The following is a 15763-nucleotide window of genomic DNA, read 5'->3' on the forward strand; positions in this document are numbered from 1 at the left end:
CTTTTATATTATTTTTTTCAATACTTTTTTTTAACATCATTATAAAATCATTTTTATTAAAAACTGTTGTTTTAGCTAAAAATGTTTCAAAACAAAATCTTTCAAACACCCTTTCCAACTGAATTTGATTTAAAGTTGAAAATGATTTTCTCTTTTCAATTCCTTTTGATCTATCATGCGTGAAAGTAACAACGTCGAAAATATTCTTATAAAAATCTACTACATGATTTGGTACTGAAAAACCAACAGTATATTGTTTAATAAAAAGAACAACCATTAGAGGAGTTTTCAAAACATGTCTAACCTCATGCGTTGATTTAGTTATTGCTTCAATTAAAAAATTTTTATTATCCTTATCTTTTACTAATTTTTTTATCAACCCCACTTGTTCATCATGATCATAGGGTTGTAAATCTATCACATTAAAATACTGACTATTAATAATTAATGTATCTGGACGAGAACTAACTATAACAGTTAATTTTCTATAATTTTGACATAAATCATTTATATCTTTATAAGCAAATTGTACTAAATCTGAGTCAATCTCATCAAAAGCATCTAAAAAAATAGAAACTTTCCCGCTTTGTAGAACTAAATTAAAAATATCCTCACTATCACCTATCCAGATAGCTAAATATTCTTTAATTAAATCTTTGACGCTTTTATTTTTTGATACATTTTTTAATTCAATAAATATTGGAATACGTTGAGTGGTTACTATATCTTTAATTGCTAGAAAACGCATGAAAATAGATTTCCCTTGACCAACTGTCCCCCTAAAAATTAAGTTTTTATTACTTATGTCCGTTATTGAACTAATTTCATTAAGATTTTCGATTGTAAAGTCACTTTGTTCAAGATATGTCAATTTAGGTTTTTGAAAAAAATCGAAAAGGTTGACAGGTTTCTCAGCGCCAGAAAATAATGTTTTCACCAACATTAGTTTTTCAAGTGATGCCATCAAATCATCATTGCTATCCGTAAGCTTCTTCAAAGCTTGATAGCCTTTTATTTTATTTTTTGCTAAATCAGTTACATCTTTAACCGTTTGCGAAGTTATTGCTCTAATTGTCGCTGCTGCTATTATCTCTGACATTTTTTATCTTTAGTAGGAAAAATTATATTATAAAAACAATCAAATATTTGTCTACGAAATTTGATTCAATCATATTTAATTTTCAGGTGTAAAAATTAGACGAAAACTATGTTACTTCTTCTTATCTAACCATTTTAAACGGTGTTGCTTTTCAGCCTGAACCATCTCCAAAGCAAGTAGGTTGCTAACTCAGGATCCTAAGAAAGCTTTTGAGCGAAGGTATGAATCTGTTTGTCACTCAAATAGCACCATGCGCTTTTTAAATACTAAAACCCACTCATTGAGTGGGCTTTTTATTACTAACCGTTTTGCCTGAGATGGTCTTGGAACTCTTGGTCGTGTATTTTGTCATAATTAACAGGGTCGTAAACGCATCCAGTTAAAACAACAATTACAGCAAGTACAGCCAACCAACTTTTTCATTGAGACAGCTTTCCTTTTAACGCAAAAGATTTGCTTTAAGTATACTCCTCAGTAATCATCTTGATTGAACATAATTAAGCCAAACAATTGTTATTTTTAAATTATTGCCGTGCTTTAGCATGTGAATTAGTTTTTTAGCAAAATCAAATCAAGGAAGTTATACAAAACTTAAACCTCAGTCGCTAAATACCAATTTTTCCAAGAACTGGTTCCTCTCGTTTCAAGTGGTACCGTTGGAATCAGTTTTTCTTTTAATATTTCTGTTTGCTTAACAGCTTTAGCAAGTCTTGCTTTGACTGAATGAATACATTCACGATCACCAAATTCGCAGCGATCTAAAGTTGTACCGCCACAAGGGCCGTTGGCTAAACCTTTTGGACACGTTTCAGGGCAAATGTATAAAGTATCGCTTAGGCGGCACTGACCACAGCTTTCACAGCCCACTAGGCTATGTTTACTCAGCACTTCCGTTTTAAGTAAGAGTTTGGCGATCAAAGCATTTTCCCAAAAAGATGCTTTGAAAATAAAACGTCCGACGCCTTTAGCGATTTTTGATCCAAACATTGCTTCATGCATAACATGTAGCTGGCGATATTTAATTAATTGTTTAGACGTTGGCTGAAGCGAAAACCGAGCAATTTCAGGTGAAAACTCTTTGCCTGATGTGACTTGCCAAAGTGAATTCCAAAGCTCTTCTAAAGCTTTAAGCTCCAAATGTCTGTATTGCTCAATATAGCTTTCAAGCAACATTTGCTCTTCTGGCTTATGGCAGGCAGATAAGTGAATTCCTGCATACCCTAAGTGTTTACATATCAAAATCTGTAAAGCACAGCGTAAATAAACGCGGTCCGTATGCCCTGCCTGTTTTTCATCTGCCAAGACTTTTAGCATGTGTGGAGTAATTACAATACCAGCAACTTTATGCTTCACCATAAAATTGGCACGGCCTAAAGTTAGTGGCATGACGCAAGCCAGTATTTGCTGTGAATAATTGTTCTTGGTTAAAAATGATTTGGCTTGCTTTAAGGCTTCAATGTCATAGCCCAATTGAGTAATGATAAAGTCAGCGCCTGCTTTAATTTTCTTATGTAGTTTTAAATACTGTGCGTCACGCTCAGCTTCAACATATTTAAATGGGTTAAAAGCAACCCCAATACGGAACCCGCCATGTTGCTTGGCAGCCATTACGGCGTTTACCGACTCTAGGTATCTACTACGAGGCTGCCCATCTCGACCATTATGGTGTTCTTTGAGTTTATCGCCTGTAAGCAATAACAAGTTTTGAATATTGGCTGCTTGAGCTTGTTCTAAAAATTGCTCAAAGTCTTGTATGTCCCGAGCCTTACCTGAAAAGTGTAAGACTTTATCGATTGAGTCTGGGTAACTTTTGCTGGCTTCAAGTGGCGCGATATCATGATCTGAATGTACGCGATCTGCCAATGTCATTGCAGCCGGATATCCTGCAAACTCATGTTTCACAGGATAAATTTCATGCAGTGAAGTGAGATATTCCACCAACACAAAAAACTGATTTTGTTGGAAGCAGGGAGAAACGTGTGGCATAGGCAAAGCGCTGATCAAAACATGACATCAATCATAAGCGCGGCATTATAAATCAAAGTGCATCAAGATGCGCTAGTCAGAAAGCTCATTGTTTTACTCATCTTCACCCTCTTTATTTCTGGGTAATTCGAGTGAGCGTGGGAATATAAAATCGAAAGAATCGAGTGCATAGCGGTAAAGCTGAGCTGGCCGTTTGCCCACAATTTTACTGTGGTTGGTTTCTTCAACTGCGCCCGCTTCTATCATACGGCGTCTAAATGCTTTTTTATCTAAAGATTGCCCAAGAATAATTTCATAAATGGTTTGTAGTTCAGTCAGCGTAAATAATTCAGGCATGAGACTAGCTGGCAATGCAGTATAGCGAGTTTTATTGGTTAAACGCTCTAAAGCTAAGCTGAGCAGTTCATTATGATCAAACGCCAACGTTAAATCTTGTGCTTTTGTCACTGGCACCCATTCGCTGTATTCAGCCAAAGCTTGGTGTTCGTAAGCGTTAAAATCAATTAAAGCAAAATATAAAATGGTCACTGCCCAGCCACGCGGGTCACGTTTAGCATTACCTACAGAGGCGACTTGTTCCAAGTAAGGTGAAGCAATCCCTGTTTTTTCGACCAGCTTACGATAAGCCGTGGCCATCAAGTCTTGATCATGGGTTAAATCGGCAAAACCACCCGGTAAAGCCCATTGGTGTTTAGCTGGAAAGTTTGGTCGCTTAATGAGTAATACCTGCAACTGACCATTAAAAACCGAGAAAATAGCCATATCGACCGTGAGTAAAGGTGCGTCATAATCTCGGCGATCATAACTGGCAAGGAATTCTTGTTCAGTTTGAATAGTCACGTTCAGCCTCTCAATAAAAATGATGAGCCGATACTCATGCAACGGCTCATCTAAACTCAGTTATGCGATGGATAAACGCTCACGTATTTGATCCAAAGTACACTCATATTGAAGTTTACCATTTTCAAAGACTGTTTTAAGTGCTCCACCTTGTTCTTGTTCGGCTGTTTGCTCATCAAACAAGGTAAAACCATTTTCACTTTCTTCAATGCGTAATAGACCTTTCGCAGATTTTTTCACACCTGAGTCAGTAATCGGGTCTTTAAACAACTCTCGGCCTACTCCATTTACCTGACCCCAAGTTGCTTTCACAGCAAACCCAAAGGTATCCCGTGTTAAATAGTTATAGGTAAAGCTGCCTATACCAAACACCAAGTTGTTTGAAGCAAAACCTTTGGCTTCTAGCCCTTCTAAAATACGCTGTGCGCGGTCTAAGGTAATTGAGTCACCGTAAATTAAACCGACACGTTCATTAAGCACTTTATAGCCTTGCTCTGTGGTTGTACCGCCAAACACGTCCCATAAACATTCAACTGCACCTTTGTACGCTGGGCTGCCAAATTTGGCATCTGGGTCACCACAAATAATTTTTACAGGGTCACCAGAGTCTGGACGGAAAACCAATTTAGCTAAGCCTAAAGCATTCGGTTGTCTTGCCAAAATTTCAGGTTTTAAAGCCACCGTAAATTCTGTAATGACTCGCCAAAAGTCCCAAGTATCAGATACAATACTGACAACACCCGATGGATAAAGCTCACAGATTAAACGCTTAAATGTTTCTAGCTCACTGTCTTCTGTACCCATACACATCACACTGTGTTCGGTCGCTGGTACAGATACCCCAATTACACCTGTGGCATTGTAATATTCTTCTGCATAGTCAATTGAAGCAACCGAGTCTGTTCCAATAAAACTGGTTAAGTGGCCCACACCAGATTGCGCCGCATCATAAATTCCGCTCATACCACGGCTACTAAAATCGTGTCCTTGCACAGGTACAAAATCGAGTGGTGCACCAGTTTTTACGGCATATTGTGTTAATAAACGTTTGTACTCGTAGGCAATTGTGGCCGTAGTACAGCTTTTCCAAAGCTCAGCACTTAACACCGTTTCAATATAGTTAGTTAACCAAAAGAAACGCGGGTCGGTATTAATTACGGTGAGCACAGGTACGCGCATATTGACGCGACTACCTTCTGGCAATGCTTTAATACGTAATGGTAAATAGCCCAAGTCGTGTAATGCTTCAATGTGATCGACTGGTACTGCGCCTTCACCTAGTGAACTATCCATACGGCGTTTATATGTAGCCACTACTTTGTCTTTAGGTTGTTTAAAAAAGCCTTCATTCCATGTATCGATTAAAAAATGTTTAATAAAACCCTGAAGACCAAAGAACACAACTTTATCGTCGAAGTCAGGCAACATTTTAGCGAGTCGAGATGAACGCGGCGTAAAGTTTGCGTACACGTACTCTGTACCTGCCGGATACTGACGTCTGTGATCGGCTTTATAAAAATCGATAGCGTTTAATGGATTCAATTTAATAGTCATCTTTGTTCTCTTTATTTTGCTGCAAAAGCAATTACTGAAATTTTGTCTGATGGTTGTTGTGGAAAGCTGTCTGAGGTAAACAGTTGGTCAAGCAATCCATCAAAAACCTCTATTCCTTTACTGAAAATACCGTGGGTCACATATAGAACGACCTTATGGCAATTGAGACGACGGAGTTCTTTGGCAATACCAATAAAAGTCGCACCGCCATCACAAATGTCATCGGTAATGACCGCTGTTAATCCTGATAAATCAGTCGCATGTACATGTGTACCTAAAATTTTGCCAGTTACAGGGTCACGTTTTTTATCACACTGAATAATAGTGATGGGTTGTTTACGCTCGCCATTAAAAGCATCTGCAACCATTTTTGTGCGTGCTTTTGCACCTTTGTCTGGGCAAACCAGTACTGTTTTTTCATCTTTTAATAATGTGCTCAGCGCTTCACTCTTTGCGATGATGTCGACTGAACTGACATTTATAACTTCACTAAAAGAAGTATTGGCAGCGAGTAAGGCTGTTGTTACTTCACTATGGCAGTCCCAAACAGTCACCTTGCCTTGTTTACCCGCTTTTTTGTCTGCATTGATGTTGAGTAGCTTCGTCATCACATCAAGTGAAAATGCTTGGCCTACTGCACAAATACGATCCTGACGTGCGTATGGAAAATACGGAATTTCTAGGTCAACGGTTAAACCCTGATTCAGCAATATATTTTCAAGTAACAAATAGTCCATCACATCGTGACTTGAGGTCATTTTGGCGCGAACCAATACGTTGCCAGATAATGAACCTAACGTTGTTTCATCAATTTGAACATGACGCTCGCCACCAGAAAACTGCGTGAATTTCACTGGAATTTCATTTCTTGCCGCATCTAAAAGCTGGATAGCCATATCATCCCCTTTTTGTCTGATGACCTTCAATGAATATATAGTGGCACAAAGCCACTATATATTGCAAGTCTAATTTTTAAACTTTTTTCAAAGCCCGCTGAATGACACTTGATGTGAGATTTTTGACACATATTTCGAGATTGTTTCAAAATCACTAGACAAAACTTAAAGAAAACAACAGCTGTAATTTTTTCAAAAAGAATCTAAAATGTAAGCTATTTCTTATCAAAAAATATATCTAACGTTTAACAAGAATTTTAAGTATGAAATTTTTTACACGATCAGAAGCCCGCTCTGCGGCAAGTAGAGCTCAAGCCAAAACTAGATATGTCTCGCTAGAATCAGTGCTTATTGAAGGTATCAAAAACCAAGAAAGACAAAATAGTTTTGATATATTTTTATCTCATGCAGTTAAAGATGCAGATTTAATACTAGGTGTTAAAACTCTATTAGAAGAAAGTGGTTTTACAGTATATGTTGATTGGATTATTGATCCCTTATTAGAAAGAGATAAGGTTAATGCAATTACAGCAGATATATTAAGAAAAAGAATGAGGCAATGTAAGTCATTAATTTATATCCATACATTTAGCTCAAAAGAATCTAAATGGATGCCTTGGGAACTCGGGTATTTTGATGGATTTCGTCCTGAAAAAGTTAGTGTTCTTCCGTTAACTTTTGAAGAAAATGAAGAATTTAAGGGACAAGAGTATTTAGAGCTTTATCCAACAATTACTAAAAGTGAATACTTTAACGAACTCAAATATGCATGGGTAAAGGGAAAAAGATTACCAGATTTTATTAATTAACAAGAAAACTGTTAGATTGCCATATAGCAATCTAACATATCTAATTATGCAATTTTTTTTACACCTTTTAGAATCAAATGAATAACTTCATCAATAAATGGTGTTTTCATTAATTTTCTATAATCAACTACAGATAGCCCAGCCAATGATGCCAAATGATCAATATCTATACTTTTAATCTTAGCAATAATATCAAAATAGTTGATTTCATAACCTTGTTGTGACAAATAATCTATTAATTCATCATAACCTTCATTATTTGATAACTGCCAATCTAATGTCAAAGTTTCAGGTATAGTATCCCCACTAATTATCATACAGATATCTTTTATGATTCCACCTAAACCGCCCACTAAATATATTGGTTTATTATATTCAATCGAGATTAAAAGCTCCTCAAGAACACCAGGCATTTTACCTTTATAACCTTTAGGTCTCCCCCCTGCAAAAACCCTAATATCGCTATTAGATATTGATTGTTCCCGCATAAATGTTAGTGATCTAGACCAAATAAATTTGCTAAAAGAATCTGTAGGGGGTAAAAAAACTGATTCATCTACTTGCCCATCTATGTCATCAGGAATGCCATATTTAATTTGTGAAATGATTTGATCATATTTAATTTTCCATTTGCTTAAATCATTAGTGATATGCAATGGCCAAGCCAGATGATTCTCGACTTTGAATTCCCTTTCAGGCAATCTATTTTGTAAAATACTAGCCTCATCAAGAAGAAATTCAGTAAAACCATCTTTCCTTAAATCTCCTCCAAAAATAATAGTATTACCTCTGACGAGAAGATGCCTAACAAGCTCTTGTGAAAATCGTTTCAACTCATCTTCATGAATGTGTATATTCTCAAAATCTTCACCATATTCAGATATCGAAATACCAATTTTTTTATTTTGTGTATTCGAATCTCCAACTGCCCATAAAGGAGTTGAAGGTTTCACCTTTAAGAATTCAAGCCAATCCATCTCTTCAGCATAAATAGGAGGCTCTGGATAACAAATTTTTAAAACTTCACTTTCATTAAGTGTACTTCGTAAAGAAACTATTTGTTGAATTTCAGGAGGACGAGCTAAAGCAATTGCTGTCGAGTCTATCCATAATTGTTGCTTATAATACTCTAGGAGAGATATAGAAAAATTAAATCTAATAGTTTCAGTTAACGCAGCAACTAGAATATTTAGAATTTCGAATTTAGTTGGCTGATCAGTAGGTGCAATATGTACGCATGGCACATTCGCAGCTGGCGGAAATATTCTATCCTCGTAAACTTGTAAGCAGTTTACTGAAATGATTGGTCTATTATTTTTTTTAGCTTCTAAAATTTCACGCTGACACCAATAGCGAGATGAATATGCATCAGTAGTAATAGCTATTAACGTAGATTTATGAATATGACTAATTATCTCTGTATCAAATTGATAACCAACTGAAATTTCTGAGGCATCAAAGAAATTTTTCATATTGGTTGTATCAATATAATGCTTGATTGCTTTTGCATATATTTCACCCACTTCTCCTTTCTTAGCATGGCTCAAGAAAAGATGAATAGATGTATCAGACCCTACAGACGGTGATTCTGTATCAACAAAACCAAATCTATACAACTCATGTAATAATTTTAAAATAGATTCTAATTCACGTGTCTGATCATCATCTGCCAAACTGAATTCGTATAATCTCAAAGCATTGCGCTTTAAAAGAGCACCTTGATGGTTGCAATGCTTCAAACCATTTATATCGAAAGCCACAGGAATAAGTGACAAACTTTGATCTACAGGGAAATTTTTATAAAAATCAATCCATCTTTCATCTGCGAGTGTATTCTCACTCATACAGATAAATACTATATTTCTTTGAGCTAAACTAATGGGATAACTCGGAATTTCGCTTAAACTACTATAAAAAAAAGTAGGAATATTTAATTCACGCGAAAAAGGCCGCTCAATATCTCTCGTTAAAAATCTTCTAAAAGGCTGACAATACTTTTTAAATGATTCATTATCAGCATGGTGCCAAACAAAATGTATTGCTAAAGGTGGTGTAATAATGTCAATCAATGGGTAACTCCATGAATATTGCATTTTGCATTGTAACCCAGCATGACTCTAGAGTTATTTATCAAATGCTTCCTTTGCGTTCTTGCAACATATGCATCTTCAATCCATTCAACCAATTGTTGATCTAAACTAGGATAGGGATAAAATCTTGCATAACAATTATAATGTTGTTGATCCCAATTATTCTCAAATCTAGCAGGTAAATAACAACGATTATTTTGGCTAGGTAATACAATCCCTATTAAACCATTCGGTAGAGTGTAAGCGTCATATCTTAATGAACTTTTTATCTCCCAATCCACATACCTACGACTGTGCGTACAACTACCAAGCAACACAATGGTAACAGTACTATCGTCTAAGTACTTTTGGCGAATTCTTCTCATTACATATTCAGTATCAGTACTGTTAATAAACTCATCATTGTCATTAGCACCAAGAACTTTAGTAATAAAAAGATGACCAAACCTTTTTATAAAATTATCAACCTCTATTCGATCACCCTTGTAATGAGAAATGAAAACTTTACGCCGAATCATAGTTACCATCAAACAACCTTTTATTTTTTATTAATTTTATCATAACATTAATAAAACCTAATGCATCTTATTGATATGAAAAAAATTACTGACTCTCTTTCCTCATATATAGCTAAGCATCTAACAAAGTTAATTTTCATAATTCTTCTTGCTATGTTAATTAGTATGTTCTACATAGACTACTCAGCTTGGGTATCTGAAAAATTTAAAAACAACTTTTCAATCGTATCTTCCACGATTGTTACAACTGTAATTTGCTTAGTAAGCTACATAGCCTTTACAGCATATCTTGGTAAAAAGTATTCTTTGAGAATAGACAAACTAAGTTTAGGTGGATTAAATATATTATTTGATACATCTAGAACTTTATATACCAATAGTGTTTCTAACTTTTTAGATTCCAAAAGAACACTTTTTAGAATTGAGCCAAAATATGATAATTTTTCAGATGTATTCGAATCATATTTCGAAACTTATAATTTTTTCCGTCAAGAAATGAAAATTCTTGATCCAAAAAGAGATAAGGATCTATATGACCTAACAAATAATATACTCCAAGAGCTAAACAAGTTTTTGACTAAGAATCAGAATAACTATCGTCGTTGGTATCAAAAAATTTCTACGGATAATACCATCGAATATTCCGGCGAAGGAAGTGGAAAATTTTTCTACAACACGACGATCTACGAAATACAAAAGACTTACTATGCTTATGCTGAACTATTAGATTCCTTTAAATCAATTAATACCTTTTTTGAGAACCATGTTAAGGTTCCATTTGAAATAAATTCTGAAAAATGGAATTGGTAGAGTTATTAGAACTATTTTTACCTTTCATTGGTCTAGATAAATCATATTCAGCCTTATCCTTATCCTGAAAAGTTAAATCTATTAGATATCTTAATTTTTCAGGATTATTTACAATATCATCCCAATTAATGACTGAAATAAATGATTTATGAGTTAATAAATTATCTATTATTCTGTCTGACATATATGGATATCGTTGCTCATACTCTTCTCTGTCATTGATAGACACCCAAGTAGTCGATGGATAAAGGCTTTTTTCCCCCTCCCCATGAGCAGCCGTGTAATATTTACAATTAATTGTAGGTAAATTAATAACAAGTATCCCTGATTTTTTATTCTTTTTACTATCTCTCATACTTGAATAAATTTCCCAATCAATATGCTTTCTATTCTTAGTCTCGAGACCAACCAAAAGGATCAGTACAGAAGAGTCTTGTAAATATTCATCTCGAATTTTCTCTCTTATAGTTTCTGTCGATAGAGAATCATCAATTTCACCTAGTTTCACAGATTGATTAATAAAAATTTGATGCTCCTCATTTAACTCCTCAAGATAATCTTTATAATCTTGATCTAAATGATGGTGATAACTAATAAATACTTTATGTTTGTTCATATACATTTTCTATTTATGTGAATTAATTAAGTCAACAATTTCATTAGAAATTTCATCAACCGTGTGTGTTGCAGTTGAACGTGCAACCTTATCAGCTAAAGAAGGGCTAAAATCAATTACTTGCTGCTTTGTTAAATTATGCCAAATTGGAAGTAAAATCTGCTCTCCTGAAACATTGCGAGTTACAATTCCATCCAGTTCATAATTAGTCCAACCTTTAGCTATAAAAGAAGGAGATAAAACAACTAATCCAACTCTACTTTTAGCAAGACCTCTATCAATTTTTTGACGAAGGCTATCTCCTATCTTTAAAGCGAACTCGTCATACCAAACCTTTAAACCTTTATTTGTAAGAGATGTAGCAAACTCTCTTACGAAATCATCTTTATCTTCTGAGGCATGGGAAATAAATACATCAAACGTTTCATGATCATTTGCTACTTCGGGTTGTTCTCTATAAAGACTAGGTACTTCACTTAATGGCATTTGTCTTGCCTCAGGTAATGCAGAAGGTAAAATTCGTATTGAAGATTTTGTACTTCCTCTTAAACCCTGCATATCAACAGTTAAATACCATCGTCCAGAACTTGGAATAGCTATCCGATAAGGACTTCTTGTTACAAGTCCTCCCCTATAACTATGTCGACGACCATTTTTGTAATTATTAAAATCAGAAGATTGCATTAATCGCACATTTGCGGCGGCTGTTAGGGTAACTTCAATAATTTCACCAGACTTTCTGCTACCTAAATCATATTGTATAAAATTCATAAAGTACTAATTTAAAATATTATTTAACTCCATACTAAGATTTATTTTTTAGTATGTAAAGTGGTATCCGCTCTTTAAACGTCATAAGATGACGCTACTGATATAAATTTATTTCTAGAGAAGTTTTGATTAAAAAACGTATCATTTAATTGAAATTATACTTCAAATTTAATAATGACACTTATACCAACCCTGCTTATCATCCCATACAACCCGCCCTGACTCTAATGGTGTTTGTTTATATAGAACATTTAGCCCAGATGAAATTTGATTAAAATTATTCAACCAGCCTTTTACATTAATTTTCAGATTAGTATGATCATTTGAAAAACCTTCTAAACTAGCGATAACCAAACCATCAACTTGACGATACGTTGCCTGCCCTAAAACGATAGTACCTGTAAATTCAGACAATCCTGTATTTTTACAAATCGTTTGACCAATATCTTTCGGTTTAGGAGCATTGGTTATGAGATTTCTCTCATACTTATTTTTCAATTGTTGTTGTTCAAGTTTGTATTGTTCAATAGCTTGCTTTTTCTTATTGTCTTCAATATTTTTCTTCGACTGGTAGGCAGCTACATTGCTATATACGTCATCATCAGAAATTACAAATGTCTTTAAAGTTACCAAATTTAAAGGCTGATTGATTCCACCTATACGTGATGAGGTAGGCTCAATTGAAACATTCCATGATTTTTTTGATGCACATTTAAATGTGCCCATTGCAGAGGCCAGACTTTGATTATCTAAAGCCGAAATATGTGTACCTTTTAAATAACGAAAATCGCTTTTAGACATTTGAAAAAAACGTCCCTCTTGACTGGTACATAAGTTACTCATGTAAGAATGCGGAATTAAAGCATCAGGTACAGCGGGTTGAAATAGATACTCTTTACCGTTGCCATCTTTACCATTGAGAGATTTAGCCAAGATTAAATTATTCGGGGTTTTATAAGCTTTTACATCACTGGGCCTAATTGAATCAGCTGTTACACATCCAATAAAAGCTAAACATGAACTGACAATAATAAATAAATTTATATTTTTCATAAAGATGATTCCAAAACACAAAACTAAGTATTTTTACTATTATTGAGGGATGCAAGATTAACACAAAAGAGGATTATAATCCTCAAAATACATTAATTTAATCTAGAATTTTTTTAAATTTGGAGTTGTATTTTATGCCTAAATTTCCAGATGACTACCGAATGACACGTCAAGAAATAGATGATTTACGTCAAGATACTAAGAATGTGCTGCAATCGCCTGCCTATTTGGCACTGCTAAGTCAGATAAAGCCATTAAATTTATCAAAAGTTAGAATCTTAGGTGCATATACTTATATAACTCGTACCCTATTAATTATTACTGTTCCAATTAGAAAGTTAACGAATGAGCGTGATATCGCTCAAGCAGCCGCTTATGTACTTCGAGAAAGTTATATTAAAGCTGCACGTACTGAGAAAGTACTTTACGTAGAGAATGATACTCTATGGAGTAAGACTCCATTTGATAAACCAGTTTTCATTAAACAACTATCTGGACGAAATCCTAATCTTTCAAAAAAAATTGCTAATCGCAGAACATTTAAAATTAAAAAAAGACATGTTAACGATGTAACCAAATAAATTATTTTAAATCAATAATTTCCCTTAAATTAGCACCCTGACTTAAACATGCTAGCTTGTGAGCCAAATTATACAGCTTTGATTATCAGGGCTAAATATACTGGATATGCCAATTTAATATTCTAGATAATAAGATTATCCCTCATTAATCTCTCGGCAACAAAATTTGAGGTTCAACTTCCAGGATATGAGCGATTTCATAGAGCTTAAGAACTGTAATATTCACTTCACCCCTCTCAATTCGACCTAGATAACTACGGTCAATATTACAAAGTAATGCTAATTTTTCTTGGGTAATTTTCTGATCAACTCTACAGGTACGAATTGCCTGACCAATTTTTTGTGCTAAATCATTCATAAGTTCTATTCCCATAAAGAATAGAACTATTCATTTTTGAGGATTAAGTATCCACGGCTTATAATCCTCATTAACTCTAGACTTATAAGAATATGCCTATTAAGCCCTCAATAAGCCAAAATTTATTAGAGATAGCTCACAATTCACATCAATTTTCTCTTATATATTTAGACATAAATCGACAAAAGGGATTATAATCCTCATTTTTATTGTAAAATTTTAAATGGATGAAATTAAGCATTCTCTTAAACAGCAATTTCTTTTATTGATGGAGAACGAAGTTCTTCTTACATGGTATACCCCCAAGGACCTTTGGATGAGATTTGAGGAGCAATCTCAGACCATCAAATGGCAAACCTACTCTCTCATACGAGAATTAGAGAAATCTGGGTATATAAGAAAAAAATATGATGAATCTGGTAATTTTTATTATTCAGAAACCGATAAATTGACCGAATTTAGGATCATACACTGTAAGGAGAAAGCTGTAAGAATATTAACTGAAAAGCTCAAATTAATTGAACTTGAAAAAAAAGAAAAAGTTATGGAAATACAGTTAACTAAAGAACTCAGCAAACAACTTCCTGAAATCAATTTTTGCCTTAAGAATCATATAAAGAACAATGAAGATATTTTAATAATGTTAGATTATAAAAAGAATATTATATTTAAAATCATCAACAATATAGAATCATGCATTTATTAACAAAATAAAATATTTAATTAATGTTTATTATTTCTATAATAAAAAAAATAATCCAAAATAATAAACACTTGCAAATAATCAAAAAACAACTATTTTTATATTATGTTTAAATTATTCTTATTATTACTATGAAGACAAATCAGCAAATCAAAGATGATTTTGAGCAATCAGGAATAACAATTTCTGATTGGAGCTTAAAACACAACTTTTCTAGAGATCTGGTATATAGAATTCTAAATACTAATCGATTACCAAAACGTGGTGAAAGCAGGCGAATCGCAATCGCGCTTGGATTAATAAATGAGGAGAAAGAAACATGAATTAAGAAAAAATAAAGCGGACTCATGGAATCCGCTCTACCGTTTGCAATCAAAAGATTACTAACTAGTGGTGTTTTTAGTATCTCTTGATTGCAATGTCTCGTCAAGTCTTGAGCAGCATGATCATTACTGCTCAAAGCCTTGTCTCATCTTAAATAATGTGAGAGCAGCTATGCAAGTAAGTTATACAGAACATAAAACAATGCAACTTAATCAAAATTTACCAAGAAAATTTGAAGAAGCATTTCAAAAACAAACACATGTTTCATCCAAATTTATTGGTGAGCGTAGAATAAAATCACGGGTTGGAAGCCGTGTCTCATTCTTTCCGAGCAAAAAAAATTGTGGACTAATCAGTCTAGAGAGCAATTTAGAACTAGCACATGCAATAAGTCTAGAACGTGAAGAAGATATACTACAATACAGAACACAAGCAGTTAAAATATACCTGAATGAGCAACAATATATTATTCCAGATTTTATTATTGGAACTATGTATGGATTTGAAGTTCATGAAATAAAACCAAACTTAGAAACTCTCTCAGAAATAAAAGTTTCAAGATTTGAATTAGTGGAAAAGATCTTAAAAAATTACAATATCAATTTTAGAACTTTTGATCGCACTACTCTTCTATCGAAAGAAGACTACATTTTTCTTAATATCAGTTATCAACGAGCAAATTATAAAAAAATAATTAAAAGTGATCTAGAAAATGCAGAGCTAATTATAAAAAATGGAGTCTTTAACAGTAGGGA

General features: G+C 33.9%; 17 protein-coding genes. 6 read left to right on the forward strand and 11 right to left on the reverse strand.

The features are described 5' to 3' along the window. The 5 genes from ACH8JV_RS18420 to ACH8JV_RS18440 form a co-directional block, all read right to left on the reverse strand. A partial coding sequence (locus ACH8JV_RS18420; RefSeq protein WP_396522999.1) for an NACHT domain-containing protein occupies positions 1–1099 on the reverse strand: 1099 nt, incomplete at its 3' end. 591 nt (positions 1100–1690) lie between these two features. After that, positions 1691–3085, reverse strand: a complete 1395-nt coding sequence (locus ACH8JV_RS18425) for a methylenetetrahydrofolate reductase C-terminal domain-containing protein (protein ID WP_396523001.1) — start codon at positions 3083–3085, stop codon at positions 1691–1693. 93 nt (positions 3086–3178) lie between these two features. Further along, positions 3179–3925 (reverse strand): NrtR DNA-binding winged helix domain-containing protein, encoded by a 747-nt coding sequence (locus ACH8JV_RS18430; protein WP_396523002.1) that lies wholly within the window; start codon positions 3923–3925, stop codon positions 3179–3181. A 60-nt stretch (positions 3926–3985) separates the two neighbouring features. After that, a complete protein-coding gene (locus ACH8JV_RS18435; protein ID WP_396523004.1) occupies positions 3986–5479 on the reverse strand; it encodes a nicotinate phosphoribosyltransferase in 1494 nt (497 codons plus the stop codon). Between the two features lie 11 nt (positions 5480–5490). After that, positions 5491–6375, reverse strand: coding sequence for a phosphoribosyltransferase family protein (locus tag ACH8JV_RS18440; protein ID WP_396523006.1), 885 nt, complete (start codon positions 6373–6375; stop codon positions 5491–5493). A gap of 263 nt (positions 6376–6638) precedes the next feature. Here ACH8JV_RS18440 and ACH8JV_RS18445 point away from each other — a divergent pair, with 263 nt between their 5' ends. Then, entirely contained in the window at positions 6639–7184 is a 546-nt protein-coding gene (locus ACH8JV_RS18445; RefSeq protein WP_396523008.1) for a toll/interleukin-1 receptor domain-containing protein, read from the forward strand. Between the two features lie 44 nt (positions 7185–7228). Here ACH8JV_RS18445 and ACH8JV_RS18450 read toward each other — a convergent pair whose 3' ends face one another. Next, complete coding sequence (locus ACH8JV_RS18450; RefSeq protein WP_396523010.1) at positions 7229–9253, reverse strand: TIR domain-containing protein; 2025 nt, start codon at positions 9251–9253, stop codon at positions 7229–7231. Then, positions 9250–9801, reverse strand: coding sequence for a TIR domain-containing protein (locus ACH8JV_RS18455; RefSeq protein ID WP_086377028.1), 552 nt, complete (start codon positions 9799–9801; stop codon positions 9250–9252). The genes ACH8JV_RS18450 and ACH8JV_RS18455 overlap by 4 nt, the downstream gene beginning before the upstream one ends. Before the next feature lie 66 nt (positions 9802–9867). On the opposite strand from ACH8JV_RS18455, the gene ACH8JV_RS18460 reads away from it, so the two are divergent. Further along, positions 9868–10602, forward strand: a complete 735-nt coding sequence (locus ACH8JV_RS18460) for a hypothetical protein (protein WP_396523012.1) — start codon at positions 9868–9870, stop codon at positions 10600–10602. Here ACH8JV_RS18460 and ACH8JV_RS18465 read toward each other — a convergent pair. From ACH8JV_RS18465 to ACH8JV_RS18475, 3 genes are all read right to left on the reverse strand, one after another. Then, positions 10559–11218: a TIR domain-containing protein gene (locus tag ACH8JV_RS18465; RefSeq protein ID WP_038346543.1), complete on the reverse strand. Its 660-nt coding sequence runs from the start codon at positions 11216–11218 to the stop codon at positions 10559–10561. The genes ACH8JV_RS18460 and ACH8JV_RS18465 overlap by 44 nt on opposite strands. A gap of 9 nt (positions 11219–11227) precedes the next feature. Then, positions 11228–11989, reverse strand: a complete 762-nt coding sequence (locus tag ACH8JV_RS18470; protein ID WP_396523014.1) for a DUF1883 domain-containing protein — start codon at positions 11987–11989, stop codon at positions 11228–11230. A 168-nt stretch (positions 11990–12157) separates the two neighbouring features. Next, a complete protein-coding gene (locus tag ACH8JV_RS18475) occupies positions 12158–13042 on the reverse strand; it encodes a hypothetical protein (protein WP_396523016.1) in 885 nt (294 codons plus the stop codon). 317 nt (positions 13043–13359) lie between these two features. On the opposite strand from ACH8JV_RS18475, the gene ACH8JV_RS18480 reads away from it, so the two are divergent. Next, complete coding sequence (locus ACH8JV_RS18480; protein ID WP_171068463.1) at positions 13360–13623, forward strand: hypothetical protein; 264 nt, start codon at positions 13360–13362, stop codon at positions 13621–13623. Positions 13624–13768: 145 nt separating this feature from the next. Here ACH8JV_RS18480 and ACH8JV_RS18485 read toward each other — a convergent pair whose 3' ends face one another. Further along, positions 13769–13981, reverse strand: coding sequence for a helix-turn-helix domain-containing protein (locus ACH8JV_RS18485; RefSeq protein WP_020753150.1), 213 nt, complete (start codon positions 13979–13981; stop codon positions 13769–13771). A gap of 223 nt (positions 13982–14204) precedes the next feature. Between ACH8JV_RS18485 and ACH8JV_RS18490 the strand changes: the two genes are divergently transcribed. The 3 genes from ACH8JV_RS18490 to ACH8JV_RS18500 all read left to right on the forward strand — a co-directional run. Beyond that, positions 14205–14687 (forward strand): hypothetical protein, encoded by a 483-nt coding sequence (locus ACH8JV_RS18490; protein ID WP_396523019.1) that lies wholly within the window; start codon positions 14205–14207, stop codon positions 14685–14687. 128 nt (positions 14688–14815) lie between these two features. Beyond that, entirely contained in the window at positions 14816–15007 is a 192-nt protein-coding gene (locus ACH8JV_RS18495; protein WP_038346524.1) for a DNA-binding protein, read from the forward strand. Positions 15008–15179: 172 nt separating this feature from the next. Further along, on the forward strand, positions 15180–15763 hold a 584-nt coding region (locus ACH8JV_RS18500; protein WP_396523021.1), incomplete at its 3' end, for a hypothetical protein.

The organism is Acinetobacter sp. ABJ_C5_2 (genome assembly GCF_044538485.1).
Lineage (GTDB): Bacteria > Pseudomonadota > Gammaproteobacteria > Pseudomonadales > Moraxellaceae > Acinetobacter > Acinetobacter nosocomialis_A.

Bases quoted from the DNA above. Each gene is read 5' to 3' on its own strand.
- ACH8JV_RS18425 (WP_396523001.1), bottom strand. From the start codon at position 3,085: ATGCCACACGTTTCTCCCTGCTTCCAACAAAATCAGTTTTTTGTGTTG.
- ACH8JV_RS18435 (WP_396523004.1), bottom strand. From the start codon at position 5,479: ATGACTATTAAATTGAATCCATTAAACGCTATCGATTTTTATAAAGCC.
- ACH8JV_RS18440 (WP_396523006.1), bottom strand. From the start codon at position 6,375: ATGGCTATCCAGCTTTTAGATGCGGCAAGAAATGAAATTCCAGTGAAA.
- ACH8JV_RS18445 (WP_396523008.1), top strand. From the start codon at position 6,639: ATGAAATTTTTTACACGATCAGAAGCCCGCTCTGCGGCAAGTAGAGCT.
- ACH8JV_RS18455 (WP_086377028.1), bottom strand. From the start codon at position 9,801: ATGGTAACTATGATTCGGCGTAAAGTTTTCATTTCTCATTACAAGGGT.
- ACH8JV_RS18460 (WP_396523012.1), top strand. From the start codon at position 9,868: ATGAAAAAAATTACTGACTCTCTTTCCTCATATATAGCTAAGCATCTA.
- ACH8JV_RS18465 (WP_038346543.1), bottom strand. From the start codon at position 11,218: ATGAACAAACATAAAGTATTTATTAGTTATCACCATCATTTAGATCAA.
- ACH8JV_RS18470 (WP_396523014.1), bottom strand. From the start codon at position 11,989: ATGAATTTTATACAATATGATTTAGGTAGCAGAAAGTCTGGTGAAATT.
- ACH8JV_RS18475 (WP_396523016.1), bottom strand. From the start codon at position 13,042: ATGAAAAATATAAATTTATTTATTATTGTCAGTTCATGTTTAGCTTTT.
- ACH8JV_RS18485 (WP_020753150.1), bottom strand. From the start codon at position 13,981: ATGAATGATTTAGCACAAAAAATTGGTCAGGCAATTCGTACCTGTAGA.
- ACH8JV_RS18490 (WP_396523019.1), top strand. From the start codon at position 14,205: ATGGATGAAATTAAGCATTCTCTTAAACAGCAATTTCTTTTATTGATG.
- ACH8JV_RS18495 (WP_038346524.1), top strand. From the start codon at position 14,816: ATGAAGACAAATCAGCAAATCAAAGATGATTTTGAGCAATCAGGAATA.